24 protein-coding genes and 2 pseudogenes are annotated in these 26,595 nt (G+C 57.4%); 4 read left to right on the forward strand and 22 right to left on the reverse strand.

Annotation, left to right across the window (positions count from 1 at the left end):
- The 7 genes and pseudogenes from K290_RS0127045 to K290_RS0127075 form a co-directional block, all read right to left on the reverse strand.
- Positions 1 to 858 carry an ABC transporter permease gene (locus tag K290_RS0127045; RefSeq protein ID WP_028754753.1) on the reverse strand — a complete coding sequence of 286 codons (858 nt, stop codon included), beginning with the start codon at positions 856 to 858 and terminating at the stop codon, positions 1 to 3.
- Positions 859 to 861: 3 nt separating this feature from the next.
- Complete coding sequence (locus K290_RS0127050; protein ID WP_028754754.1) at positions 862 to 1,866, reverse strand: ABC transporter permease; 1,005 nt, start codon at positions 1,864 to 1,866, stop codon at positions 862 to 864.
- Between the two features lie 110 nt (positions 1,867 to 1,976).
- On the reverse strand, positions 1,977 to 3,878 hold the full coding sequence (locus K290_RS0127055; protein ID WP_028754755.1) for an ABC transporter substrate-binding protein: 1,902 nt from the start codon (positions 3,876 to 3,878) through the stop codon (positions 1,977 to 1,979).
- A gap of 197 nt (positions 3,879 to 4,075) precedes the next feature.
- The gene (gene arfA, locus K290_RS0127060) at positions 4,076 to 5,584 is read right to left on the reverse strand and encodes an arabinosylfuranosidase ArfA (RefSeq protein WP_028754756.1); all 1,509 of its coding nucleotides are present in this window, start codon (positions 5,582 to 5,584) and stop codon (positions 4,076 to 4,078) included.
- 207 nt (positions 5,585 to 5,791) lie between these two features.
- A complete protein-coding gene (locus K290_RS0127065; RefSeq protein WP_028754757.1) occupies positions 5,792 to 6,715 on the reverse strand; it encodes an ArsR/SmtB family transcription factor in 924 nt (307 codons plus the stop codon).
- A 215-nt stretch (positions 6,716 to 6,930) separates the two neighbouring features.
- Complete coding sequence (locus K290_RS38780; protein ID WP_028754758.1) at positions 6,931 to 7,200, reverse strand: type 2 periplasmic-binding domain-containing protein; 270 nt, start codon at positions 7,198 to 7,200, stop codon at positions 6,931 to 6,933.
- Between the two features lie 308 nt (positions 7,201 to 7,508).
- A pseudogene (locus tag K290_RS0127075) lies at positions 7,509 to 7,865 on the reverse strand (plasmid partitioning protein RepA); the annotation flags it as partial.
- Between the two features lie 860 nt (positions 7,866 to 8,725).
- On the opposite strand from K290_RS0127075, the gene K290_RS0127080 reads away from it, so the two are divergent.
- Positions 8,726 to 11,059, forward strand: coding sequence for a PBP1A family penicillin-binding protein (locus K290_RS0127080; RefSeq protein ID WP_037136375.1), 2,334 nt, complete (start codon positions 8,726 to 8,728; stop codon positions 11,057 to 11,059).
- Between the two features lie 196 nt (positions 11,060 to 11,255).
- Here K290_RS0127080 and K290_RS0127085 read toward each other — a convergent pair whose 3' ends face one another.
- The 7 genes from K290_RS0127085 to K290_RS35100 form a co-directional block, all read right to left on the reverse strand.
- Positions 11,256 to 11,459 (reverse strand): cold-shock protein, encoded by a 204-nt coding sequence (locus tag K290_RS0127085; protein WP_028754761.1) that lies wholly within the window; start codon positions 11,457 to 11,459, stop codon positions 11,256 to 11,258.
- A 571-nt stretch (positions 11,460 to 12,030) separates the two neighbouring features.
- Positions 12,031 to 13,197 carry an ATP-binding protein gene (locus K290_RS0127090; protein WP_037136379.1) on the reverse strand — a complete coding sequence of 389 codons (1,167 nt, stop codon included), beginning with the start codon at positions 13,195 to 13,197 and terminating at the stop codon, positions 12,031 to 12,033.
- A 76-nt stretch (positions 13,198 to 13,273) separates the two neighbouring features.
- Positions 13,274 to 14,425 carry a site-specific integrase gene (locus K290_RS0127095; RefSeq protein ID WP_028754763.1) on the reverse strand — a complete coding sequence of 384 codons (1,152 nt, stop codon included), beginning with the start codon at positions 14,423 to 14,425 and terminating at the stop codon, positions 13,274 to 13,276.
- A complete protein-coding gene (locus tag K290_RS0127100; RefSeq protein WP_028754764.1) occupies positions 14,425 to 14,712 on the reverse strand; it encodes a DUF7673 family protein in 288 nt (95 codons plus the stop codon). The genes K290_RS0127095 and K290_RS0127100 overlap by 1 nt, the downstream gene beginning before the upstream one ends.
- A 31-nt stretch (positions 14,713 to 14,743) precedes the next feature.
- Entirely contained in the window at positions 14,744 to 15,145 is a 402-nt protein-coding gene (locus tag K290_RS0127105) for a type II toxin-antitoxin system VapC family toxin (protein WP_028754765.1), read from the reverse strand.
- Entirely contained in the window at positions 15,142 to 15,399 is a 258-nt protein-coding gene (locus K290_RS0127110) for a type II toxin-antitoxin system VapB family antitoxin (protein WP_028754766.1), read from the reverse strand. The genes K290_RS0127105 and K290_RS0127110 overlap by 4 nt, the downstream gene beginning before the upstream one ends.
- A gap of 436 nt (positions 15,400 to 15,835) precedes the next feature.
- Entirely contained in the window at positions 15,836 to 17,056 is a 1,221-nt protein-coding gene (locus K290_RS35100; RefSeq protein ID WP_425337611.1) for an MFS transporter, read from the reverse strand.
- On the opposite strand from K290_RS35100, the pseudogene tnpC reads away from it, so the two are divergent.
- Positions 16,949 to 18,090, forward strand: a pseudogene (tnpC, locus tag K290_RS35105) (IS66 family transposase); the annotation flags it as partial. The gene K290_RS35100 and the pseudogene tnpC overlap by 108 nt on opposite strands.
- A gap of 96 nt (positions 18,091 to 18,186) precedes the next feature.
- Here the strand turns inward: tnpC and K290_RS0127125 are convergent.
- Positions 18,187 to 18,834, reverse strand: a complete 648-nt coding sequence (locus tag K290_RS0127125) for a TetR/AcrR family transcriptional regulator (RefSeq protein WP_028754767.1) — start codon at positions 18,832 to 18,834, stop codon at positions 18,187 to 18,189.
- 219 nt (positions 18,835 to 19,053) lie between these two features.
- Here K290_RS0127125 and K290_RS0127130 point away from each other — a divergent pair, with 219 nt between their 5' ends.
- Positions 19,054 to 19,947, forward strand: coding sequence for an NAD(P)/FAD-dependent oxidoreductase (locus K290_RS0127130; protein ID WP_028754768.1), 894 nt, complete (start codon positions 19,054 to 19,056; stop codon positions 19,945 to 19,947).
- A gap of 249 nt (positions 19,948 to 20,196) precedes the next feature.
- Complete coding sequence (locus tag K290_RS0127135) at positions 20,197 to 21,153, forward strand: HD-GYP domain-containing protein (RefSeq protein ID WP_028754769.1); 957 nt, start codon at positions 20,197 to 20,199, stop codon at positions 21,151 to 21,153.
- A gap of 378 nt (positions 21,154 to 21,531) precedes the next feature.
- Here the strand turns inward: K290_RS0127135 and K290_RS35110 are convergent, their stop codons facing one another.
- The 7 genes from K290_RS35110 to K290_RS0127165 form a co-directional block, all read right to left on the reverse strand.
- Positions 21,532 to 22,407 carry a PDDEXK nuclease domain-containing protein gene (locus K290_RS35110; protein WP_245276686.1) on the reverse strand — a complete coding sequence of 292 codons (876 nt, stop codon included), beginning with the start codon at positions 22,405 to 22,407 and terminating at the stop codon, positions 21,532 to 21,534.
- A 33-nt stretch (positions 22,408 to 22,440) separates the two neighbouring features.
- Positions 22,441 to 22,836: a DUF1016 N-terminal domain-containing protein gene (locus tag K290_RS38490; RefSeq protein ID WP_245276687.1), complete on the reverse strand. Its 396-nt coding sequence runs from the start codon at positions 22,834 to 22,836 to the stop codon at positions 22,441 to 22,443.
- A 305-nt stretch (positions 22,837 to 23,141) separates the two neighbouring features.
- Positions 23,142 to 23,651 (reverse strand): DEAD/DEAH box helicase family protein, encoded by a 510-nt coding sequence (locus tag K290_RS0127145; protein ID WP_028754770.1) that lies wholly within the window; start codon positions 23,649 to 23,651, stop codon positions 23,142 to 23,144.
- A 117-nt stretch (positions 23,652 to 23,768) separates the two neighbouring features.
- Entirely contained in the window at positions 23,769 to 24,173 is a 405-nt protein-coding gene (locus K290_RS0127150; protein WP_245276688.1) for a hypothetical protein, read from the reverse strand.
- A gap of 36 nt (positions 24,174 to 24,209) precedes the next feature.
- Positions 24,210 to 24,410, reverse strand: coding sequence for a hypothetical protein (locus K290_RS0127155; protein WP_028754772.1), 201 nt, complete (start codon positions 24,408 to 24,410; stop codon positions 24,210 to 24,212).
- Between the two features lie 160 nt (positions 24,411 to 24,570).
- Positions 24,571 to 25,020, reverse strand: a complete 450-nt coding sequence (locus tag K290_RS35115; protein WP_037136383.1) for a response regulator — start codon at positions 25,018 to 25,020, stop codon at positions 24,571 to 24,573.
- Positions 25,017 to 26,435, reverse strand: a complete 1,419-nt coding sequence (locus K290_RS0127165; RefSeq protein WP_028754773.1) for a sensor histidine kinase — start codon at positions 26,433 to 26,435, stop codon at positions 25,017 to 25,019. Before K290_RS0127165 ends, K290_RS35115 begins: the two co-directional genes overlap by 4 nt.
- Positions 26,436 to 26,595 lie beyond the last annotated feature (160 nt).

The raw sequence follows: 26,595 nt of genomic DNA on the forward strand, positions 1-26,595 counted from the left end.
CTAACCTCCCATCCGATTAAGCCGGCTGCGTGGATCGTTGTATTCGTTCATCGACATGGAAAGCAGGAACAGCGCGAGGAAGAGAAGCACAATGGCGGCAACCGGTGCAGCCACCCACCACCAGGTTCCGGCGATCAGCGCCGAATGGGCATTGGCCCAGTAAATCATCATGCCCATGGTCGGCGTCTCGATGTCGGTAAAGCCGAGCACAGACAGCGTGATTTCCATGCCGATCGACCAAATCATGTTGTTCATTGTCGTAGCGAAGACGATCGGAAGCACATAGGGAAGGTGCTCCTCGACAAGGATTTTTCGCATGCTCATGCCCGAATAGACGCTCTGGGTCGTAAATGCCCTCGTCTTGAGGCTGATTGCGACCGAGCGAATGAGCCTTGCGTCATAGGACCAGCCGAGTGAGGCCATGATCACGATGAGAACACTCCAGGTCATGCTGTCCTTCAGCACGAAGTAGAACAGGATCAGCAATGGAAACTGCGGGATCACCATGATGCTGTCGTTGATCGCCATCAGCACCCTGTCGACAGCACCGCCGGCATAGCCGGCGATAAGTCCGACCAGCAGTGATATGATGCGAGAGAGGAAGGCGACGCCGATGCCGAAATAGAGGGTGTTGCGGAGCGCGGTGGCAAGCTGCCAAAAAACGTCCTGGCCGCGTGAGGTCGTCCCGAGCCAGTATTCGCTATCGGGCGGCATATCGGGCGGCAGGAGATAGATGTCCGTTGCCCCATATGGCGAGAAATAGGATAAGACAATCAAACTGACGATGACGGCGAAAAGCAGCAGGCCGCTCAAGAACTCCACGTTTTGCCGCGCGAGGTCGCGGATGATCGTAAACATGCTCTATTCCACCTTGATGCGCGGATCGATAAGCGGGCTGAGGACATCGATGATGAAGACGGCCGCCGCGACACCGACGATCGACAATGCGCTGAGGCCGAGTACGAGGCTATAATCACCGGCATGCACCGCCGAAATCAGCAGGTTGCCGATGCCGGGATAGCCGAAGACGATCTCCGTGATCACCGTACCGTTGAAGATGGCGCCGAGCGACATCGCAAGGCCGGTGAATTGCGGCACCATGGCATTGCGCGCGATATAGGAGCGGAGAATGCGCCTTTTCTGTACGCCGCCGAGCTCGGCAAAGACCACGTAATCCTCGGTGATGATGTTGGAGACCAGAGCGCGCATGCCGATCAGCCAACTGCCGGTGCCGACCAGGATCAGCGAAAGGGCCGGCAGGATCGAATGCTTCAGAATGTCGAGGACCAGAGCGAGGGACAGGTTGAGATTTGTGTTCATCTCATAACCGCCGTTGATCGGCAGGATCGGCCATAGATAGCCGAAGAGGATGATCAGCACGAAAGCGAAGATATAGTAGGGGATCGGCTGCATTGCGATGAAGATGAGGCTCACGGCCTTGACCGCCATGTTTTTCCGATAATAGCCAGCCAGCGCCCCGACTATATTGCCGAGGATGAATGTAGTCAGCGTCGAGACCGTCATGAGCCCAATCGTCCAGGGCAGGGAGCGCAGGATGATGGTCGAGACCGGCGTCGGGAAGGCGGAGAGCGAGGGCCCGAGATCGCCGGTCGCAAGACGGCCCCAGAAATGCACGTATTGCAGCCATATCGATCCGTCGAGACCGTAGAGTGCCCGAAGTGACTGCCGCATTAACTCGACGGCACGCGGATCTGACTGGCCCATCTGCTGAATCGAGCCGATGCTTTCCTCAACGGGATCGATCGGTGTGAGATGCGTCACGAAGAATGTCGCGGAAATGCCGATGAAGACCACGAGCAGGAACTGGCCGAACCGCCTTAATAAGAAAACAGGATAAGACGCCATACCGCGGTTCTCCTTGCTGCTTGCACTCGCCCAAGAAAGTTCGCCGGACCTGCTTAGTGTCCGGCGACAGGTACCTGACGCGGCAGATACCGCGTCAGGGTCGGGAGGATTTATGGTTGCGCCGGCCTCAGCTTGACCATCATCAGCCGGGAGTTCGCCCAATTGGGGACCGGATCGGTATAGGGATCGGCAATCGTCGGATAGCCTTTCCAGTAGGTGGTATCCATCGACGTGAAGACGTTATAGGACATCAGCGGAATGGTCGGCATTTCGCGGGCTACCAGTTTCAGATAGTCGTTGCCGAGTTCGATGCCCTTGGGATCGTCGGCACTGACCTTGCGAATGCTCTCGATGATCTTGTCAAGCTCAGGATTGGACCAGCGCTGCCAGTTGCGCGGCGGTTGGTTTTCACCCTTCTTGGCGACGAATTCCGAATGCCAGCTATCGAGGAAGAAGGAGAGATCGGGATCGCCGCCCCAGGTTTCGACGCTCCAGGCGATCGCCACCTGGAAGTCACCCGGTTGGAGTGACGTCTGCCACAGGCTCGTGGACGGAACGGCCTTGGAATCGATGCCAAAGGCGGCCCATTGCTGTGCGATCAGCGTTCCGGCGCGGGTGAAGACGGAACGGGTGTCGCCTTCAACACTCATGCGGATCTTGAAGGGCTGGCCATCCGGCGTCATCCACTTACCGCCAGTCTTCTTGAAGCCCGCCTTTTCCAGAAGCTCGGCTGCCGCCTGGGGATCGGGCTTCCACCAGCCGTAACCGAACGCGGTGTTGATGGCTGCCGGATCGGTCGGTATCTGGTCCTTGAATTTCGGCTGCTTACGCAGAATATCGGCGATCTGCTGGCCGACCGTCGGGTCATACGGTTTGATCTTGCGCTTGCCGGTATCGATCTCGAAGGTCTTGAGCCAGTCCTGCAGTGGCGCCTGGTAATCCTTCATGGCGATAGCGGTCGGTGGAACACCGAGGGCCGAAAGAGTGGCAGCGCCGCGATAGCTCGCCATATCCACGGCCTTGATGTCGATAAGCAGCGCAAGCGCCCAGCGCACATCCGGATTCTGGAAGGTGGGGTCCTGCGTGTTGAAGATCACGGCAGGAAGAGTCGGGTCGGGATGAGCAAAGGGGAAACCCGGGAACCAGCTATCGACGGTCTTGGATTTCTCCTTGAGCGTGAACATGCCCTCAGGCGTGTTGTCATGGATGATATCAAGATTGTGCTCGATCTGAGCAATAGTGCGTTTATCGGGCGGACCTGGGTCAACATAGGTGACGTACTTCGGCGCCGGCTCGCCGAAGCGGGCAAGCGAGGTACGCTGCCAATCGTCGCGCTTTTCCCAGGTATACCATTTACCCTGAGGGTCGTAGGCCTTTAACTTGTAAGCACCGAGCGAGATGGGATTGGCGAAGTCGTATCTGACCGGATCGGCCACCTTCTCGAAAACATGCTTCGGCATGATCCAAGCGCCGTTCCAGCGAACCGTGAAGAGCGCGTGAAAACGGGAATTCGGCTTCTTGAGCTTGAAGACGACGGTATAGGGATCGGTTGCCTCAACGCTTGCCACCTGCACGGAGAAGGCGGCGCTCCAGACCATGCCGGGATGGTCCATCTGCGTTTTGACGGTATAGACCACGTCGTCGGCGGTGAATTCCACCCCGTCGCTCCAATAAAGCCCCTTGCGCAGCTTCACGGTCATTTCGGTGAAGTCTGCATTATATTGCGGTTTGTCCGCGGCAAGAGAATTGTCCCAGGTCGAGCCGCCAAGTCCTTGCTCGGGGTCGATATACCACAGCGTATCCATCGTCAGTTGCTGCAAGCCGGTCGAAACGCCGCCGCCGCCATTGACCCAGATGTTGAACCAGCCGGGGTTCTTGATCGTCCCTTCCGGATTTTCGACGATGAGCGTCTCCTTGCGCGGCAACGAGGTATAGTCATCGGCCTTGGCCGCCGCCATCAGGCCGAGTGTGGCCAGGGCGACGCCGAATGCAAGCTTCTTCCAATGTTGCATGATCTCCTCCCTTTGAGAGCGACGGTAGAGCGGCCGCAGGGACGCCTACCACGTCGCAAGTTGTCGGTTCGCAGCCGCGTCAGGACTGAGCAAGTCAGGTCCGGGCTCCTGCGAACCATTCCTCCGGCTCGGTTGCCTCCTCGCAACGAGCCGGATATGCTTCCGTCAGGACCGATAGCCCTGCTGGCAAATGGTCATCACACCGACAGCCGGATGACACTGTAGGACAGCGGCTTCAGCGCCGCCCGCAGCCTGCCATCCTCGATTTTTGCAGTTTCGACACTGATCGGGATGACCGTTTCCGGCCGCGTGGCCGTATTGACAGCCTGCAGATCGCCATTGGTCATCTCCACCTGCTCGATAATGCGGGCATTTGCGAAGCCCTCCAGCCGGGCATCGAAATCGAGCGCGCGCTCTGTGTGGCGATTGACAGCGAAGAAGGTCAGGGTCTTGCCGTCGTCGGAAAGAACGGCCGACGCATCGAGATAGGGAACGTCATTCGCCTCGTCGCAATCATAGGTCGGACCATCGGTGATCAGTTGCAGCGCCGATCCACGGCCATATTTGGAGGCGAAATACAAGGGATAATAGATCGTCTGGCGCCAGGCCGGGCCGCCATCCTCCGTCATGATCGGGGCAATGACGTTGACGAGCTGGGCGATGCAAGCGATGCGCACACGATCCGAACGGCGGATGAAGGTGTTGAGAATGCCGCCAACCTGCAGCACGTCTTCGAAATTGTAGACGTCTTCTAGCAGGTGTGGCGCATCTGGCCATTCATCTCTCGCCAAGATCTCCTTGTCTTGCTGATTGGAATGATACCAAACATTCCATTCGTCAAAGGAAATGCCGATCGTCTTCTTTGATCGCTTCTTCGCCTTGACGTAGTCGATCACGCCGCCGATCGTCGTGATGTACCGGTCAAGCTTCGTCGTGCGGGCGAGATAGTTGAGCGTATTTTTTTCGCGATTGGCGAAATACATGTGAAGAGAGATGTGGTCGGCGCTGTCGTAGCACTGTTCGAGAACCTCTGCCTCCCAATCGGGATAGGTTTTCATGTCCGAATGAGAAGAACCGCAGACGACGAGTTCCAGGGACTTGTCGAAACCGCGCATAGCTTTCGCCGTCTCGTCTGCCAGACGCCCATATTCATAAGCCGACTTGTGGCCGACTTGCCAAGGACCGTCCATCTCGTTGCCGAGGCACCATAATTTGACGTCATGGGGGTTTGTCCAGCCGTGCTTGCGCCGCAGGTCCGACCAATAGGTGCCGGCGGGATGATTGCAATATTCAAGAAAATTCCGGGCAGCATCGAGGCCGCGAGAGCCGAGATTGACGGCAAGCATTGGCTTGGTGTTCGCTTTCTTACACCAATCGACGAATTCATTCACACCGATCTGATTGCTTTCGCGGGTGCGCCAAGCAAGGTCGAGGCGGACCGGGCGCTCCGAGCGCGGGCCAACACCATCTTCCCAGTTGTAGGCGGAAACGAAATTGCCTCCGGGATAGCGGCAATAGGGTGAATTCAGCTCACGGACCAGATCGATCACATCGCGCCGAAAGCCGTTTTCATCGGCAGTCGGGTGTTCAGGTTCATAAATGCCGCCGTAAATCGCCCTACCGAGGTGCTCGAGGAACGAGCTGTAGAGCCTGGAGTCGATGCTGGCGACACGAAAATCGCGATGGACAATAACATTTGCCTTCAACGGACCCTCCGATGTATGTATCAGATTTCTTGTTTTCGTTTGTCCATCTTGATAGCAACAAAGGATGCTGTCAATCGCGCTATGACTTTGTGCAGAGGCAACTGAAGCAGCAAAATAATTATGTATTTTCAGGCAGCTATGAAAATAGATGCAAGCTCACTGAGAAAGAAAAAATGCTTTTACTAATCAGAAATTACGATATGGTCATTAGACATATAATCTCATGACGATGTCTTGGCCGTAATTTCCAAAGCCGCGACCAAAAATATTCACGCCACCGGTATGGCCCGCATTGTCTGCGATACCGACGCGAAGGCGAATGGAAGAGTGCTGCGCAAGGGCAAGGTCGCTGACGGTAACATTGGAGGTCGAGACTCCATCGATCAAGGTGCCGCGGGTGGAGATGCGCCAGGTCTTCAGCTTGCCATATTGTGAGCCCTCGAGCTTCCACCAATCGGGCGTGAAGGCGCCGCGCTTGTCGCCGTAATCTCCTGGCGAAGTCCATGTGCCGATTGCCATCCCGTTGACCCACAGGGTGATGTCAGAAGGCCAGTCTGGATTGGTCCCCGGCACTTCCGAGGACAATTCCATCGCAAATTCGATCGCGCGCACATCCTTGTTCAACACTTTTGCGTTGTTGGGGAATTTGTATTCCACGTACCCTCTGCCAAACCAGACGAGGCCAGCCTGCATGCGTTGGGGATCGAGGAAATAGTCTGGAACGTCGAGCAGGCCGATCACGCTCTCGGTCGAGCAGAGACCGCAAGGCGCATGGATGTCGCAGCTCGTGTAGAGTCCAACGGGCATTACCACTTCAATAACGTCATCCTTTTTTTGGACGGCGGTATCCTCGAAACTGATCAGAATCTCGCTGTAGATTGCCGAGCAAATTTTCTGGCTGCCTTTGCGTGCCTTCGCAAGGCGGGATTCCACCAGCCCGGCCTCCTCCAAGATCTGAATACCCGTGGCTACCGTTGACTGCGGCAAATCGAGCGATCGGGCCATATCGTTGACGTTCATCGGCCCCTTCGAGCAAAGCAGCCTAAGAAGTTGAACGCGAACCGGTGCCGAGAGGGCCCTTATTGCGTTTTCGTTCTCATGGGCGTCAATGGTCAAGAACGACCGTTCCATTTGCTTCCCCTGGTATTCTCGAAACTTGTTTCATAACTACAATTTTGATATATAGCCTAGGATTCAGAGTAGAAGTCAATCCACTCGATCAGTATTTGCGTTGCCGGCGAAAAATGATGGGCGTATTGCATGCACAGCGACGCGAATTGCACGGCCATAGCGGCCGTGGCCTTCGTCTTTGCGTGTGGAAAAAACCCGTCATACCTTATCGGCCGTCAGGTTTCATCTTTGTCTGCCTCGGCCAATAGCCAGGCACTGAGGGCGTTGATCTTACGCAGGCGACGGCTTCGTTCTGGATAGGTAGGCCAGAATGCCCAATCGGCTGCCCATGTTTCGCCGAGAGGCTGAACCAGTCGGCCCTCGGCCAACTCGCGGCGAAAATAGCGGGGCGTGAGCAGGGCGACGCCGCGCCCATCCATGGCGGCGGGAGCACTGAAGACCTGCGGCAATTTCAGAACGCCCGTCGCGCCTTGAGGGAGATCCACGACGCTGCCGCGAAGGCGTCCGGGCAGACCTCAATCGCCGATACCTCAGTTGCACCGAAATCATGGTGAACTCCTGGGAAGCTACCCTTTGTCAAGCTGCCTAGGTCAGCGACTGGTAATGTGACGGCGGCTTCGCCGCATGACAAATTGGGCACGTCTGAAGGCGACTCGGATCTAGCACGGTTTGTGACCGAAGTACTGGCCAACGACTGAACGTCGACGTTTTCATTCGTGGCTCTTCAAAGGCCGTAAGAGTTTACATCGTCAAATTGTACGTTTGTTCTCTGAACGTCTGATATTGATGGTTCACTCACGATTTGCAGATGCTCCCGGCGATGCGGAACATAGCGCTTGAAGTCGGTCCGCCCATTCTTGTCAAGGAAGTGACGCAACTCGAGCATTTGCTCTGCTGTATAGGTTCGGCAGCCAGACGACGTTGTCGCAGGAACCGGGCCTTTGCCTTCGAGATGAAGCTTCTTGATGTGGTTTTGCGTGACGCCGAGATAATCGGCGACTTCGGCCAACGAGAACGCGCGTAGACCTTTTTCTGCGTCTGGTGGATACTGCTCCAATCGAAGCATGTTCAGATTGTCAGAAATCAGCTCTCCCTGCTGGAGAATCTCCTGATCAAAATCAGATGCCTCAATGTTGATTGCCATGTTCATACAGCCGATTCCAGAATAACGCTTTTAGGTCAGAGGCAGCGCAATAAGCGTTATTAATACTGGCGATTCTACCTCTTCGGCAAACTCCTTTTAGTTAACAATATCTTAACGTGTCTTTCGACCCCGTTCTTATTGACTGATCTTGTCTTTAAATTATTGATTATCCAGCGGAAAATAAGGATCTGCACGGCTGTCAAAATAGATGGGGATCGAGGAGGTGACACTTGTTCAACAAATGAAGGCATGCGGGATGGCGCCGGTCCCACGGATTTTAGCCAAGATCAGGTACGGCTCAACGCGTCGCTATTGCGCCTGAGCGGATATTCGACCGAGGTATCCTGATCGTCGCGGGGGTGGTGCCAACAGACGACACGCTAGGCTCTTGGTTCGCAGTTGGTGGTACGGGCAGTTCCTCAACAGCACCTCGGCATATAATCTTCATCCCTCTCTCAGCAATTCCACCCAACCAGCACAGAAGGACCGAGCGGGATAAGCCGACTGAATCGCTGCCAACCAGGCTTGGGTATGCGGCCAGGAGGCGCGTCAAGAGAACGGTGTCAATGAGCACCCGGTAGCGGTTCGGAGCCTGAAATGGGCGTATCAATCAAATGTTGCCATTTGTCGGCAGGGTAGGCCGCTTATACCTACTGTTGCTGGTAAGGCTAGTTTGGAATCATGATCGGAAGACGCTTGCTGATGGAACCGCAATGTTGTTGCGTCACTTAATCAGTCATTCCATCGATCGTGAGGCAAGGTCGAAAGTTGGCAACTAGAGGGCCGGTTTTGCGATGGAAGCATTCCACATGGCGACGTTATAAGCTCGCCCTACATTAGCGAAAAGAGCCTTTTAGCGGGAACCGATGCCAAGCCCTCCCGATTCCTCAGCCCAAAGTACCAGCGACCCGAGCACGGGTGCCAATCGCCTGCCGGATTCGGAGTTCGCTGGCGACAAAGTTGCGGCGCCGGCACCCTCGTCTGATACAGCGTCCAGTTCATCGGCCGATGCTGCGCGACAGGCTGATGGAGCCTTTGGCCAAAGCAGGCAGGCGACGCACAATCTACTGCGGGCACTCGGTCATGATTTGCGGGTAAGCGCGATCTTCGCAAAAGCCAGGGCCAAAACGGCCGCTTCGTACTTGAGAACGAAACTAAATACGCTGAGCGGGCCGGAAAGCCTATCAACAGTCCGCAGTTTTGGCAGATGGCTCGCAACTGCTTTGTCTAAACCGGTGAGCAATATTCGTGGCCTGCGGATAAGGCAGTTCGAAAATTGGCGACATGCTTCGCCAAATACCGGCTGGTGGAAAATCTCCATTGGATTGGCGGTTCTAGCCTGCGTGGTGGTCGGAAGCGTACTGGTGTGGGCACTGAAAGACGTGCCCTGGGGTGAAATCCGGGATGGGACGTTGAAGCCCGTCGTGGTGCTGGAAACCGCGGACGGAGCGCCATTGGTGAGACAAGGCCCTTATCAAGGGCCATATGCGCAATATGATCAGTTTCCACCGCATCTGATCGATGCTGTCCTCTCGATTGAGGATCGACGCTTCATGGATCATTTCGGCGTCGATCCCCGAGGGATTGCAAGAGCGCTTCTGCGGAACTTCGAAGCTGGCTCCGTGGTAGAGGGCGGCAGCACGATTACCCAGCAGCTCATCAAGCTGCAGTACCTCGATGCCGATCGGACGATAAAACGAAAAATCCAGGAGGTTGTCATAGCCGTTTGGCTGGAGTGGAAGCTCGGCAAGCAGGAAATCCTGACCCGCTACCTCAATAGCGTCTATCTGGGTGCCGGCGCTACCGGCATGCCGGCGGCCGCGCGGATCTATTTCAACAAAGATATCGAGGCTCTCAATCTACCGGAATCGGCGATGCTGGCGGGATTGCTGCGGGCGCCGAGCCAATGGAATCCGATCGACAATTTCGAAGGCGCGCGGCAGCGCACTGCCGTTGTTCTTGACGCGATGGTGGCCAACGGCAAAATTACCGCAGGCGAGGCGGAGGAAGCCAAGGCGAGCTTCGCCAAACCGCATCCGACAACGCCGACACCGCGCTCCGGCAGCTGGTTTGCCGACTGGATTTCGCCGCAGGCGAGCGAAATCGCCGGCGCCTCTCCGGGGTCAACCACGGTGCGGACGACGCTGGTACCGCGGCTCCAGCAGATCGCCGAAGAGGTCGTGAGAAAAGCCCTGGATGGTGAAGGAAAGTCAGTCGGCGCATCGCAGGCCGCTTTGGTTGTGATGAGACCCGATGGCGCGGTCGTTGCCATGGTGGGCGGGCGCGACTACAAGGCAAGCCAGTTCAACCGTGCCGTCACCGCGATGCGGCAACCGGGTTCCGCCTTCAAACTGTTCGTCTACTACGCAGCGCTGAAGGCCGGATTCACTCTGTCCGACCGGATTCTGGACGCGCCGATCGACATCGACGGCTGGTCGCCGGAAAATTCCGGCGGCGGCTATCATGGCTGGGTGACGCTTGCCGAGGCCTTTGCGCGGTCGCTCAATGCCGCGTCGGTAGCGCTCGCCGAAGAGGTCGGGCTCGACAAGGTGATTGCCGCCGCGCGCGAACTCGGCATTAAGACGCCGCTTGCCAACACGCCGTCTCTGACGCTCGGCACATCCGAAGTGAACTTGCTGGATCTCACCAGCGCCTATGCATCCGTCCATCTCGGCAAAGCGCCTGTCGAGCCCTGGGGCATCATGGACCTTCAAGCAGCAGGGCAGGCAAAGACGTTTCGAGTTGGCTCACAAGTAAAGCCGAGTGTCGACCTTTCCCCCTACCAGTCCGATCTCATTGGCCTGCTGCAGTTGGTGGTCGAACGCGGCACTGGACGAGGAGCCGACCCCGGCACGTTTGCCGCCGGCAAGACCGGCACCAGCCAGAACAATCGTGACGCTTGGTTCGTTGGGTTCACGGAACCGCTCGTCGCTGGCGTGTGGGTGGGCAATGACGACGGCACGCCGATGAACGGTGTCACCGGCGGCGCCTTGCCGGCACATATTTGGCGGGACTTCATGCGGGAGGCGATGGCTGAGCCCGCGCCGAATCCACCGCAATCGACGGAAGCGGCGATCGACAACCCAGGAGCAACGCAGGTCTGCAACATCGCTGCCTGCTCCCGCACCTATCGCTCTTTCCGCCCCGCCGATTGCACCTATCAGCCCTATGCCGGCGGACGGCGGCTTTGCGAAAAGTGATATTCGCTTTGGCGACAAGGTCTCTCAACATGAAAGGGACCATTTAGGGGCGGTGGCAGGCGTCACATTCGGAGGCCGGACAGAAGATCGCGCACTATCAACGCTCTGATAGCGCAGAAAACTGTTGCACCAGGGACGGCAACCACCGAAGCGAATTGGCGAATGTGGCCGCTCCGGTAGCTCCTTGTTGGTCTTCTTAGAGCGGTCTGACGTTTTCCGCCTTGGACTTGCCGGTCTTACGGTCCTGACCGAGATCGTAGGAAACGGACTGCCCCTCTTTGAGCCCGTCCCCATATTGCAGGGCGGAGACATGTACGAAAACGTCAGTTCCTCCGGATTCCGGCGTAATGAAACCAAAACCTTTGTCGGAGTTGAAAAACTTAACCTTGCCGGTCGGCATGATATTCCTCGTGTTGTGTCGGTTGGTCGCGGCGGCAACCTAGCGGTCAACCATTGCCAGATCAAGCCGGTCCGCTGCAGCGCTCGGCGGCGCGATCCTCGGGTTCGAGTGCTTGAAAATCATGTCAGTGCCTCTTCTTCTGCTGGTGCGGCTTGGGCATTGCCGCCAAACTGCCGGAAGCAAGGTTAAAGACTAGGCCGGTGTAAATATTTTGGCGGACAGACAGTGTCGGGAACGGATGTGCGGCCGATCGAATGATGCGAACTAGCGCCGGATGTCGGCTGCAGGTCTTGGATTCGCTGTCGAAGAGCTCGCGGAGAGGGAAGTCACGATAAAGGCGTCGCGGGTTAACCCATCCTCTGCATGCGTGGTTTAACGCCCACGTAGAAAAGTCATCCAGAGCGTTTGCCTGTCCTCGACATTGCATGCGCTTAGGAAGAATGGGGCAGCGATCTTTATCGGAGAAGGCGCTCCGGCGTTCGCTTCGGCCGGATGCCCTCTCGTTGCCCATGCCTTGATGCCAAAAACGCCGGTTCGGATCCCGGTCAGGACGGCCGGCATATATCGATGGCTAAGTGAGTTCAGACAGAGAGCTTCCTAATGCGACGAGAGGCATCGCTTCCGCTTTGTTTCCCAGCGGAAAGGTCTCCAGTCCTGGGTAGACGACGATGCGTCGCGACGGATTCAGATCCTCGCACGCAAGATAGAAACCCTTCTCGAGTTTTGGTGTCAGGCTTCGCTTGATTTCGATTGCCCAGGGATGACCGCCCGGCGGCGTGAGAAGCAGATCGATTTCGGCACCGGCGGAAGTGCGATAGAAATTGCTCTGTGTTCCGGCCGGCGCCGCGGCAATCAACGTCTCGATCACGAAACTTGCCCAACTTGCGCCTGCGACCGGGTGACCGAGCAAATCCTCTTGAGTGGTCAGCCCCAAGAGGGCGTGGGTAATGCCACTGTCGCGAACATAGACCCGTGGTGACTTTACAAGACGCTTTCCAACGTTTGCATGCCAAGGCTCCAGGCGTCGGACGAGTAGCAGATCAACCAGGAGGTCGAGATAGGAGGCGACTGTCTTGCCGTTGACGCCAAGTGCACGTGCAAATTCTGCGGCGTTTAGAAGTCCGGACTGATGATGTGCGAGCATGGTCCAGAAGCGCCGTAATGTCTCGGCGGGAATACGGGGGCCGAGCAAAGGAATATCTCGCTCCAGGTATGTGCGAATAAAATCTTGTCGCCAGCGCTGGCTTGTACGATCACTCGCAGCGAGCAGGCTATCCGGGAAACCACCTCGTAGCCAGAGCGTATTGAGCTGTTCAGCTGGCACTTCCATGCCGTTGACCGGCGCCATTTCGAGGTAAGCGATGCGCCCAGCCAGCGTCTCGCCCGACTGTTTCAGCAAGTCGATGGATGCGGAACCAAGCAGCAGGAAATGCCCAGCCTTTCTCCCGCTTCGACGGCCGCGGTCGATAAGTCCGCGCAAGTTCTGGAAAAGATCAGGTAGCCGGTGGACCTCGTCCAGGATGATGAGCTTGTCGCTATGCTGGCCGAGATAGAGTTCCGGCTCGGTGAGCTTGGCGCGATCGGCATCTGATTCCAGATCGAGATAGATCGATGGACGATGGTCGGCTATGGAGAGCGCCAATGTGGTTTTACCGACCTGGCGCGGGCCGATGAGAGCGACCGCTGGATTCGTGTCGAGCAGTTCGTTCAGGTCGGATGCTATTCGACGATTAATCATCCTCGCATTTATGGAGTGCAATTCCAGAATTGCAAGGACAATTTGGGAAGCCTCCCCGCAGACCAGGATGCCGCCGCTACATGAGCAAGCGCGCAGCGCGCCCGTTCTTTCGTTCCACATCGTTATAGTAGCTGGATGCTTGCTGAACGGAGCGACGTCGGGATTGCCCCATGGCTTCTAGAAGGGGAATGCCTCGATTGGCCGCTTCCGTTAGATAACCCGATCGCAGACCATGCGCGGAGAACTCGCCCACCTCCAGCCCCGCCGCTGCAACCCTTTTCTTGACGATGTCATTGACTGCCTTCGGATCGAGCGCCCGTCGTGAAACATTGCCCCAGCGATCGATCGCCCGGAACACGCTGCCGCGATCGATCTTGGCGGCTGCCAGCCAGGCATTCAGTGCCTCGACCGGCCGGCCGGTGAGATAAACGACCTCGTCCTGGCCGGCGCCGGAATTCTTGGTGCGGCCGAGATGGATGGACAGACAGGGGAGGGGAATATCGTCAGCGATGACCGGCGCCTCGACCGTCAGCTGCTCCTTGCGCAGGCTGGCCACTTCGCTGCGGCGGCGGCCGCCGGAGGCAAAGGCGACCATCAGGATCGCCCGGTCGCGCAGATCGTGCAGGCTGTCGCCGCCACAGGTCGCCAAGAGTTTCGCCAGCACGTCTGACGTGACCGGCTTGGCGCTCTTGCGACGACGTGGCCGGGGCACGGCGCGGACCGCGAGGCGAATGGCGGCTTTCAGGGCAGGGGAGGCGAAGCCACCGTCGAAGCCGCGCCACTTGGTCAGGGTCGACCAGTTGGCGAGCCGACGGCGCACGGTGTCCGGCGCATGCGGCCCGGCAGCCCGCAGGAAGCCACCATCTCGCAGGATCCGATCAACGTCGACCGGCATGCCGTGATCGGGATCGCTGTGGCGTCTCGCCGTGTCCCACAAGTGATGGGCGACGAATTTCAGCAGCAGCGCCTCCGGCGCCGGCCAGGGCAGGGGAGATCCGGTCGCGGCGAGCGACCAGGCTTCCAGATAGGCCAAATCGGACGCCAGCGCCCGTAGGGTATTGTTGCCCATGCCCTCGTTGACCAGATGGCGCAGCGTCTCGACGTCCTGATCGGTCAAAAGCTCGGCGAGCTTGTCGCGGCGGTCGATCGGCAGGATGGCGGCCATGGTGTCGAGCGCTTCGGCTCGGCGCGCGACATCGGTGGTAAGCGGGGCTGGAGACACGGCCATCAGGCGCTCTCCGCCTGCGGTCGCCAGCGCGCGATGATGGCTTCGATTTCGTCACGGTAGTCGTAGGGGTAGACGACATCTTCCTCGCGGGCGAGAAAGGTGAAGATCGTCGCCATGTCCTCGCCGATGTGCGGATCGACATTGGTAAGATCGGTGGGATCGAAACGGCCATGCACCTCGGTGTTCCACCAGGCGAGCAGGAAGTTGGCGACCCGCCGGCCTTGGCCGGTGTCTTCATGGGCGACGTTCAAGAGTTTTTCGAGGGCAAATCTGACGCGGTCTTCCATGGCATTCTCGAGCTTGATTGGCGATCGTCCGTCAGCGGGCTGATGCCGGATGAAGTTTCAGGTCCGTCTGGCCGAAATCGTTACCTTTGAACAACAGCGGCGCCTTGGCGATCCAAGCGACCGCGTAGGAGAAGCAATCCCCCATGTTCAGGCTCGCCGGATGACGTCCTTTGCCAAACTGGTCAAAGGCTTTCTCGGCGGCGTAGTAATGCCGTTCGCCAAAAGCGACAGCCGTCACGTTCGGCAGTTCTACAAGCTGGTTGATAATTGCCGCAGCGTTCGGAAATTTTCTGCCGGCCAGCACCATGCGCGCCTCAAGAAGGGTTGGCCAGCCAATGAGTATTTCCTCACGCGTGACAAGGGAATGGAATATTTCGGCTTCCGGCTCGTTCAACGCTGTCGCCACAATAACGGACGCATCGATGACGATCATATCGGCAGGCCGTTTTCGTCATAGAAATCGTCATGGGCAGAGGTGGCGCCAGGGGGAACGGAGCGTCGGCCTTCAGCCATAAGTTCCCAAAGGGTATCGGCCGGCGTTTGCGCTGGCTTTTCCCGCAGCTCCTGATCATAGCGTTCGAGCGCGAGTTCAACCAGGCGGTTGATCGGCTGGCCGGTGCGCCGCGCCAGCGCATGCGCCAAATCCCTGGCCCTGGCGCTGCGGATGGACAGTTGCGGTTCGGACATGGGATTTCCTCGCTTGAAATTCAGTAAAACATAGCGATTTCGGGCGCTGATGGCAAGAATATTGCTTAAGATGGCTAACTTCCGATAAGCACTACTTATCGGAAGTGATGGCCTCAACCCAGAACCATCAGCAGTGAGGAACCCTAATTTTCAGATAGAGTTCGGTTAGCAAAACATCTACCATGATTTCAATGTCTTATGATCTCGCCAAGTTACCAATTAGTAGTTTGATGGGGCCGGCTGTCGCTTTTACTTCCCGATTTCAATTGAAGCGGTAAGCTGAAAAACAGGTATAAAAATTTGACCTAATGATTTCACGAACTCAGGAGGGGAGAGGCCTGTCAAAGCGGTAAGGCCTTGCTGAGATCTGCCCGGAAGTTTGCGGTGGCGCCGTTTCTGCTGGCGTTTTGAGGTTAGGAGTGTCGGCGTCAATGCTCTAAGTTTTGGGTTCTCGAACGTTCGGAAGAAGCACTGCCAGGATTCCGATCGCCGGCAAGAACGAGCACAGGTCGAAGACGAAGGCGATGCCCTTCCAGTCGGCCAGTCCGCCGAGCATCGCGGCCCCGATGCCGCCGATCCCAAATATGAAACCGAAGAACAGGCCCGATACCATCCCGACACGGCCCGGCATCAGGTCTTGCCCATAGACGACGATCGCCGGAAAGGCGGAAGCGAGGATAAAGCCGATGATCGCGCTGAGGATCGCCGTCGGCATCAGGCCGACATGCGGCAGGATCAACGTGAACGGCAGGACCCTGAGGATTGAAACCCAGATGACGAGTTTGCGGCCGAGCCTGTCACCGATCGGGCCGCCAGCGACGGTGCCTGCCGCGACGGCGCCGAAGAACACGAACTGGTAGATCTGGGCACTCTGCGTCTGCAGGCCGAACTTCTCCATCAGATAGAATGTGTAGTAGCTCGTGAAGCTGGCGAGATAGATGTATTTCGAAAACAGCAGGGCAATCAGGACGCTCATGGCCATCGACACTTGCCTACGGGAGAGCGACCCGTGTCGGGCGCTGCTCTTGCCCGAAAGCCGGCGGCCATGGCCATTCAGTTGATACCAGCGGCCGAGCGCGGTCAGGATGATCATGCCGGCGAGGGCGGCGAGCGCGAACCAGGCGAGGCCGCCCTGTCCACGCGGCAGGACGATGAAGGCTGCGGCCAACGGGCCGAGTGCGGTGCCGAAGTTGCCGCCGACCTGAAACAGCGATTGCGCCAGTCCGTGCGATCCGCCAGATGCCAGACGTGCGATACGGGACGTCTCCGGATGGAAGATCGAGGAGCCGACGCCGAGAAGGACGCCGCCGACCAGGAGGATGGCGTAGTTCGGTGCGAGGGCCAGCGTCAGCATGCCGGCCATCGACGAGGCCATGCCGACCGGCAGCGAATAGGGCATCGGGCGCTTGTCCGTATACGAGCCGATGAAGGGCTGCAGAAGCGAGGCGGTGACCTGATAGACGAAGGTGAGGAAGCCAACCTGCGCGAAGGTGAGGTCGAAATTCCCTTGAAGAATCGGATACACCGCCGGTAGCAGCGCCTGCATCATGTCATCCCGGCGCAGTTCCGCGTTATCGTCACGCGTCGTCCCAAATATGCCTGCCGCTCCTGCACCGACGGCGTTGCCCAGGCTCCAGCACCTGCAAGATTGATCCACGCCGGGTTGCCGACGGAGGCCGCCATCGCGCATGTGCTGGTGTCCAAATATGCCGATCACCTGCCGCTTTACCGACAGGCCCAGATCATGGGCCGACAGGGTATCGATCTCGACCGGTCCACGCTCGCTGATTGGGTCGGCCGGGCGGCATTCGAACTTCGTCCGGTCTTCGACGCTCTGATCGCCGACCTGAAGCGGTCGACCAAGCTGTTCATGGACGAGACCCGTGCGCCAGTGCTCGATCCCGGTTCACGTAAAACCAAGACCGGATACTTCTGGGCGCTGGCCCGTGATGACCGACCGTGGGGCGGAGGTGCGCCGCCGGGTGTAGCCTTCACCTATGCACCCGGTCGCGGCGGTCTCCATGCCGAGCGGATATTGCAAGGATTCACGGGCACCCTTCAGGTGGATGGCTACTCCGGATATAATCGGCTGATCGCGCCGGAACGTGTTGGGCTGGACATCCAACTTGCCTATTGTTGGGCACACGCGCGTCGAAAGCTGGTCGAGATCACGCGCACTGGTCAACGCCCATTGCCGAGGACGGCGTGAAGCGGATCGGCGAGCTTTATCGCATCGAAGCAGAGCTGCGCGGTCTCGACCCCGACGCTCGCCTCGCTCGGAGGCAGGCATGGTCAGCGCCGTTGGTCGCCGACATGCGGAGCTGGCTCACGCATCATCGTGCCCGCGTCGCTGGCAAGTCGCCGCTTGGCGAAGCACTCGCCTATATCGCCAAATACTGGGAGGGCCTCTGTGTCTTCCTAACCGACGGCCGCGTAGAGATTGACAACAATACCGTCGAGCGAACCATCCGCCCGATAGCTCTGAACCGTAAGAATGCTCTCTTTGCGGGCCACGATGCGGGAGCAGAGAACTGGGCGGTGATCGCCTCGCTTATAGAGACCTGCAAGCTCAATTCGGTTGATCCGTTTGCATATCTGACTGCTACGCTCACCGCCATCGTCAGCGGCCACAAGCAGAGTCAGATCGATGTGCTGATGCCGTGGAGCTGTTTACGGCGGGCAAACAGCTAAGTCTGCGGATGGCCCAAAGCGAAAAACGATGTTACGCGGGGTCAATGCACGTGGCCAAAATCTCAAGCGAGCGGCCCCTCCATGGTCTCTTCCAGGTTACCCGGCCGCATCATCGCTGCCCCTGTGCGCAGCAATGAACATGGCGACGGCGGACCGACAATAGGATTCGATCTCGTTGTCGTCCGCTGCTCTCGCCTCGTCGAAGCGTGCGATAATCAGGAGATCGGAGCCCTTGAAGAGCGCTGCAAACAAGCGGGCGGACCCAAGCGAATCCGGCACGTTCAGAAGTGCATTTGCATGCAACTGACGCAACAGTCCTTCGATTTGCGCAATGATATGGGCGGGACCTGCTTCGTAGTGGACCTTGCTCAACGACTTCTGGTTTGGCGTATCGGCCATTACCATGGCTTCGACATTGCGGACCTCCGGGCGCAGAAGCGTGCGAAGCAGTGACGATCCCGCCGCCATGAGCTGATCCTCTGCTGAACCATCGACGCCATCAAAAAGCTTCTGCGGCACCAATTGCTGGCAGCGGGCCGCAAAGGCCGCACCAAATAACGCCTCCTTGTTCTCGAAATGCTTGTAAATGCTCAGCTTGGAAATCTTCGCGCGCTGAGCGACCTGATCCAACGTCGCCCCATGAAATCCCAGTTCCTCAAACAGTTCGCACGCGGCATCTACTATCGTTTGACCGAGCGCCTCGTTGGTAGGCCTACCGCGTCGGTTCTGAACATCTTCACTCATGACAATTGCGATCCTTGACAGTATCGTTATTCGAATTTACGATACCATTCAGTATCCGAAACATGCAAGTCGAATTGCGCCGACCTAAGCCGCGAGGGCTCCATGCATCGACGAACACTGCTGAAGCTGGCCGCAATGTCGGCCATTGGCGTCCCTCCGGCTGAGGCCAGCACAAAATCCAATCCAGCCCCCTCTATCCGCAACTCGGAGCCCACTACAATGAATCACGTCATCATCATCGGCGGCAGCTTTGCTGGCCTCGCCGCCGCTCTGCAGCTTGGTCGTGCCCGCCGCAATGTCATCGTTCTCGATACCGGCCTTCAGCGCAACCGCTTCGCTGGCCGCTCGCACGGTGTGCTCGGCCACGACGACAAGCCACCGTCCGACATCCTGGCTGTGGCGCGGCAGCAACTCGCGCGCTACCCTGCTATCAGGATGGTCAATGCCCGCGCGGACGGCGTCTCCGGTACAATCGACAATTTCTCTGTTGTTACTGGCGATGGTGAAACACTTAGCGCGCGCCGCCTCATACTGAGCTATGGCGTTGTCGATCAGATGCCTAATGTTCCGGGTTTTGCCGAGAACTGGGGCACATCCGTCATTCCATGCCCATATTGCGACGGCTTCGAAGTAGCTGACCAGCATTGGGGCCTCGTCTGGTCTGGCCCGCAGTCGATGAATCAGGTCAGGCTGTTTAAAGATTGGACCGACAGGTTGACCGTCTTCGGCAATGGTCACGACATCACCGCCGACATAAGGACCGATCTAGCGGGCCGCCAAGTACCTCTCGTTGATGGTCGGATCACCGAAATTGCACGTCAGGGGAGCCATGGGGCGATCATCAAGATGGATACTGGCCCCGATGTCGCGGTCGATATCCTGTTCGCGCATCCGCGCAATAAGCCGTCCGCAACCCTTCATGACGCACTGGGCCTGGCCACGGTCAATACGCCAACCGGCATCGCCCTCAAAACCGACGAGCGCCGTGAAACCAGCATGCCTGGCATCTACGCCGCCGGTGACCTTTCCAACCCTGGCATCCCCTCGGTCACTACGGCGACATGGCAAGGCGCGATGGCGGGTATCTTCGCTCAGCAGTCGATGCTCATTTAAGAGCACAGATTCCGTCCCGGAGGCAATCGATCTTGCGACGCTGGGCGGCGTGGCCAGCGCGCTCGTTGATCAGCGCCATTAGCGGCTGCGGTTCGTGCCGCCTTCGCGGTCCGCCCCGGTATGACCGCTTTTTGGCGCTCGCTTGCCATCACCTCCCAGCGGGTTGGTATCGTTACGCCCCACCGCGCTTCGTCAACGTGCGAAGAGAACACCGCTTACGATAAAGCAAGACTTCAGGAAGCATCATAAATGCTCAAGCGCATTCAAGTGAGTCAGCTCCGGGTCGGCATGTTCATCAACGACATGGAGTTCGCGACTCAGCTTGATGCTGTGCTATTCAAGCCTTTTCTAGTCTCAACGGGAGATGATGTCAGAAGGCTTGCTAGAGGACATCTAAGAAGCGTCGTCATCGACATTGCCAAGGGCATAGATGTTGCAGAAGTGTCACAAGGCAACGGTCCGGCAAGGTCCGAGGCGCAGTTGTTGAGCATCTTTTCGCACGTTGAGATCAGCCGCGCGCGGCAATCCATTCAGGATGTCGAACCGCATCTTCGTCATGTGCTGGAGGATGCCCGCGTGAACGGTTGTTTCGCAGGGGAGGCGGCAAGCACAGCGGTTGAGCGCATCATGTTGGAGACGCTCGACAACGCCGGCGCGCTGATTGCTGTCGCCAAGCTGAAGGAGAAGGACGAGATCACTTTTCTTCACTCGCTTGCGGTCAGCGCCTTAATGATCGCATTCGGGCGCGGTCTCGGCCATAAGGAAGATGATGTGCGGGTTCTCGGCCTCGGCGGTCTCGTACACGATCTCGGAAAGATAGTCATTCCTGATGAAATTCTAAACAAACCAGGGAAACTCACCGCCGAGGAGATGGACCTTGTGCGCGCTCATCCTCAAAAGGGTTACGAGATGGTGGCGAAAGCAGGCTCCGCGCCAACTGAAGTGCTCGATATCGTCCGTTTCCACCATGAGCGATACGACGGCGGTGGCTATCCCGATGGCCTTTCAGGCAGGAAGATCCCTTACGTTGCACGCGTTGCTGCCATCTGTGACGTCTATGAAGCGCTTACAACCATCCGCCCCTACAAGCCGGCATTCTCACAGGCTGAAGCCATCAATATGTTGATGAACTCTGCCGGAGATTTCGATCAGAAGCTCCTGTCGGCGTTCGTCTCGAAGATGGTCATCAATGGAACGCTGCATTGACCAAAGCGAAGGGCTGTTCACGCCACCGCCACGTTGGTTATGCGAAGTAATTGCACCCCCGTCGTAGGGATCACGGCCGCTATCGGCGACCATTGTAAAAATGAAAGGAACAACGATGCGATTGGATCAGCACGATTTCGAAGGCAACCCCTATGGGTTCATTCGAAATCTTGGACATAACGACGGTTTGCTGTCGTTGATCAATGCGTTTGAAAGCGGATTCGCAAGTTCCATAAATCAGACTATGCCAGATCTGACGCCTAAGTCATTGATAATGTGGGACGCGACACGAAAACGGCGGTTCGATTCCCTTCAAGAGCAAGGGGCAGTGCATTACACGTTCCATCCTTGGAATCTGCTTGGCGTGGGTGTTCTACTTCACGATAACTGTCTATCGCGGATCGCTCGGAGCTCGGCAAGGAATGCTGTCGCAATTTCGGTTGCTTCGGATGCATCGGCAGGGGCAACATCCAATCCGTGGGCAGCGCGGTTCATGATCTGCAGGGCACTCCGAAACCGATCTGCCGTTTGGGGAATCATGCCAAGACGGTGCAACTCCGCCAGCATTGGTCCAAGAGCCAGCGGGCGCTCGGCATCCGCCTGATCCGCCACAAGCAATCGTATTTCGCGCTCAACCTCCATGCGTAGCTTCACAAGCGCCATCAACGGGAATTCGCGTGCAAATTCCGCTTCTGTCGGCAGCTCTGTCTGCAAGGGCTCGGGAAGGGCGGCAGAGAGCCGGTATTCGGCAACACCCATCGGCTTCGTTGAATCTCGAAGCGCGTATTCGACAATCAACTCATTCTTCCCCTTGCATAGGATGATACCTATGCTCGGAGCGTCGGACTCGTGACGGAGCAGGTCATCGACTGCGGAGAGATAGAAGTTCATCTTACCGGCAAATTCGGGCTTAAAGTCCTCGATCTTCAACTCGACGACGACGAAGCAGCGCAACCGCAAGTGATAGAACAGAAGGTCCAGATAGTAGTCCTGGCCACCAATCTCGAGGGGATGCTGGCTGCCGACGAACGCAAAGCCTTTACCGAGCTCAAGGATCAGAGAGCGTAGGTGCTCGAGCAATCCTTGCTCCAGTTCGCGCTCCGACATCGCGGGGCCGAGAGCGAGAAAATCAAAACTGTACGGGTCTTTGATCAGTTCCTGGGCGAGTTCAGACTGTGGTGCGGGCAGTGTTCGAGCGAAATTGGTCAGAGCCTTTCCCTGCCGACGATGAAGTCCGCTTTCGATTTGATGCACGAGGACGTTGCGGCTCCATCCGTGTTCTACTGCCTAGCGCGCGTACCAGAGACGCTCTTCAGAATCCTTCAGCATCTCGATGAGCTTGACGTTATGGCCCCAGGGCAAATGTGCAACAAGCTGTTGCACGATTTCCTCGTTTGGGAATGCCTCAGCAAAGGCACGTATATATTTGAGGTTTCGAGGCGAAAGGCCAGTCATTTCTGGAAAATCGCGCCCGAGGTCTGCTGCCAGCCGATCAATCACGCGGGCTCCCCAACCTTCCGCCGCCTGGCGGGCGAGGATGTCACGGCCGATGCTCCAATAGAGCGTGATCAGTTCTTGGTTGACAGCAACGGCCGCCTTGAGCCGAGCCGCTCGGATTCTTTCCTTGAGCTCTGCGAGTAGGGATACGTAACTACCATCTGGTGCAGGGATAAGGGTCGTCATATGGTGAGTCTTTACCAGCTGCCGCCCCAAAAAGCTTCATTTCATTTCAGCCGAGCCGAGCGGTTTACAAATTCTTGGAAACACAACAGTTTCGCCCAGAAGATGGGATTCCGGTTCGAATCCCATCAACTGCATGCAAAGGTAAGCGCCGTCGCTCCCGCACCTTGACCAAGGTGCTTTGGGTAGTTTCGATGATTGCCGCCTCGGCAACGAAGTCTCAGCGCCGCCAGTGAGCCGTTGAGGCGACTAGCGTCTTACCGCAATATTTAAGTGCTTCCCATCCCATTCACGGTGCGTCCAGGGGTTCAGGCGAGTTGAGCGAGGATGTTGTCGACGACGCTTGGGACCGTACCCGCTGTGTCGATATCTATGCCAACGGGAAGATATTCGCGGGTATGATGGTAGCGCAGTACCAGCTGCCGCTCGGCCCGGTCGAAACCTGGCTCATTCGGTCGCCCATCTAATCGTCCGTTCAACGTCTCAACGTCTACGTCGAGCACAAAAACCTTGTCGAATAAGTCCAGGAATTTATGGGAATTGCGCGAGCCGCCACAGAAGAAGGTTGCAGGATGGCTGGTGTCGGCAGCAATGGCCCGGACCTTGTCAACGGGCCAAATCCAGTGCGCGTATTCCCAAACGATGCGATCCTCGCCTTCGGGTGGTCCTGGCAGTGCCTTGCCTGTTTCGGGGTCGCCGACATAGGCCAAGACCCGGTCACCATGGACGACATGGTAACCCCGCCGCTCCAGTTCGGTAGCGACAGACGTTTTTCCAGTGCCGGAACCGCCTTCGATCAGATAGTTCTTGATTCCCATGGGCGCCGTTTATCATGTCGTTCAATCCGGCGAGAAGAGAACTCTGTCTGAGGAACGCTCAATCGACCGCTTCACCGCGGAACATCAGTTACCCACAAGCGTGCACATTGCGTGATTTTATGAACCATTCCCCGGCGATTGCACAGAAAGGTAGCTCATAGGAACGAGGCGAGTGTGCAGATCGGGGCCATCCGATTGACCAGGATCATAGAAGACGCCGTTATCGGCATCGTAAAGGATAAAGTGGTCTCCTTCGACATGGACTATCGCCACTCCCTGAACATCGGCCCAGCTCTTTGCCTCTCGTAATCCCCCAGATTGCCAGCCCAACTCGCTTAGGACACCGCGCAGTTCTTTCCACGTTGTGTAATGTTTAGACTGACCCTCCCAATCGATCATGCTGGCAATCTGATCGTACGGTTTGCCCGTCAGCATCTGCAATACAAAAATGCCGCAGCCGTCATCCCTTGGGCATTGGGTGAAGAATTTAAAGCGAACTTTCCCGGTTGCAGGTCGAGCCAATATTCAGTTCCTACTATTACCCGTTAGAACGCGCAGTCAGATCAGCAGCCGCACTAAGGCGTCCTCATCCTTCACCCCATGCTGAAAGGACTGGATGATCCGACTGGCTAGCTCCTCGCGCTCGGTATCAGTCGTGATCTGCTTTGCCGCGATGACGTGGTCATAGACCCTTTGACAAAGGGCAACGTCAGCGTCTTTCAAGGCGTTTTGCCCCAGTGGAATCTGTAATGGGATCATCGTTGCCCTCACTTTCCGAGCGCAAGGGTAGGGCGAAGACGACCAGGTTCAAGCGTTCGACGACTGCAATACGAAAATCGGCCGGGCTGTGTTCCGGATTGCAAAAGGTCCGCCACGGGCAACGAACGTTAGGAGATGATGATCGGTCAGCCAATGCTGTCTATCCCAGATGCCGTTTGATCAGCTTGATCAAGGCCTCAGCGGTGTAGGGCTTCTGCAACCACCCGATTGGCGAGGCTGCCGAGCCTCTTTCGCGGGTTTTGGCGTCTGCGTGCGCGGAAGCAAAAATCGAGCGGATGCCCAGCTTTGTAAACAATTCAATCGCGGCCTGGACACCGTCTTTGCGGCCGGCCAGTCGAATGTCCATGATCGCAAGATCTGGGCGGTCTGATTCTGCCTTGGAAATTGCCTCATCGGCCGTCACTGCGATGCCGGTGACTTCAAAGCCTGCATCGCGAAGACGATGTTCGATCTCCAGTGCTATGAGATATTCGTCTTCGACGATAAGGATCCGTGTCGGCTTTTCCGCACCCGCAACCTGTTTGGCGGCCTCGAAGGATCCGGGGGCGGAGCTAGCATAGTTTTTGACGGGTGGGTAGAGCGCGCTCATAAATCAAGATTGCTTTCCGGTTGGAATTGGCCGGGGAAGCGAACGGTGCATCGTGCACCGGGACCGGGAGCGACCGAAAACGAGCCCCGTAGTTGCCGAACTAGTCCAGCGACGAGACCGGTTCCGGACGAACGCCGCCCCGTGACCTTGAAATTGAAGCCCGGGCCATTGTCGCGCACCGTCAGCAGGAAGTCGCCATCCAATTGTTTGAGCGAAATCCAAATTTCGCAATTGCCTGCCTCGTCACAGCCGTGCTTTGCCGCATTTGTCAGGAGTTCGTTCAGAATGAGAGCGAGAGGCATAGTAACGTCGTTCGCCAAGCTTCCTGCGTCGACGTCGATATGGAGAGCGACATTTTCTGAAAACGCTTGTCTTGCGCTGTCGCACACAGCGTTTACGAAATTCTTCGCATCCACCTCGGAGCGGCCATGCTCGGTATAAAGAGCGTGCTGCGCGGCAGCCATGGCGCCAACGCGCTGAGCTGCATCACCCAGAACAATGCGCGCCTCCCGGCTGTCACTCTCGCGCTCCGCCGAACGGAGCAAAGCGCAGAGCATCATCATGTTGTTTTTGACGCGATGGTTGAGCTCGTCGAGGAAGACGCGCTGATTGGACTTTGCCAACTTGCGGTCGCTGATGTCCACGAGCATGTTTACCGCCCCTGTTAGTTCGCCGTCGTCGTTGCGCATCGGTGTTGGGAAGGGAAGGAACGGAAACATCGAGCCGTCGGGCCGCTGAGCCATGGCCTCCACGCCGCGAATGGGGCGATTTTCCCTAAGAGCGATTGCCATCGGGCATTCTTTATGCGGCAGTGGCTGCCCATCGGCAGTGAACAGCCGAAAAGTTACACACCATTCGTCCTCACCGACGATCGGCTCTCTGCCGGCTAATTCGGCTGCCGCATGGTTGAAATATGTGATCTTGCCGCGGGCGTCCGTCGTGTAGACGGCGGCCGGAAGCGCTTCAAGCACCTGGCGCATTTCTTCGTCCTTGCGCGCCAGCTGGCGTCTTACATCGACAATCTCTGTAACATCGACCGTGAAGCAACGGGTGTTGATGAATTCGCCATTGCGGAACTGGGCGCTGGAGGTGGTCTCGACGTGCTTGATTGATCCATCGTTGGCTCGCATCCGGGCTGGGAAACGGACGAGCTTTTCGCCGGCCCTAAGGCGAGCAAGCATTTCGCTGATCGTGTCGGCGTCTATATGAAACTCGGAAATATGCCGACCGATATATTCGTCGGCGGCATAGCCGAGCAGATCCAGTTCTGCTTGGTTGGCGCGCAGGATCGTGCCATCAGCGCCGATCAGATGCAGGGCAACAGCTCCGTTTTCAAAAAAGTCTTGGTAATCGTCAGGAAAAACATCAGTCTGAGAGACTATGGGATTGCCACCCGCCAGCTCAATTTTGCCCATCCGTCCCCTCGCTTCCGTCATTGGCGTAGATTTAACTTTCCTAAACCCAGCCGAGCGCGCTTGGTTCCAACATCAATGAGAAAGCATGACGAGGGCCATGGCTACGACCTATCACCCAGCCCGTTCTCCAACTGAAGATGGAGTCCTGACGGCATATTTC

It is taken from the genome of Rhizobium leucaenae USDA 9039 (genome assembly GCF_000426285.1).
Taxonomy (GTDB): Bacteria; Pseudomonadota; Alphaproteobacteria; order Rhizobiales; family Rhizobiaceae; genus Rhizobium; species Rhizobium leucaenae.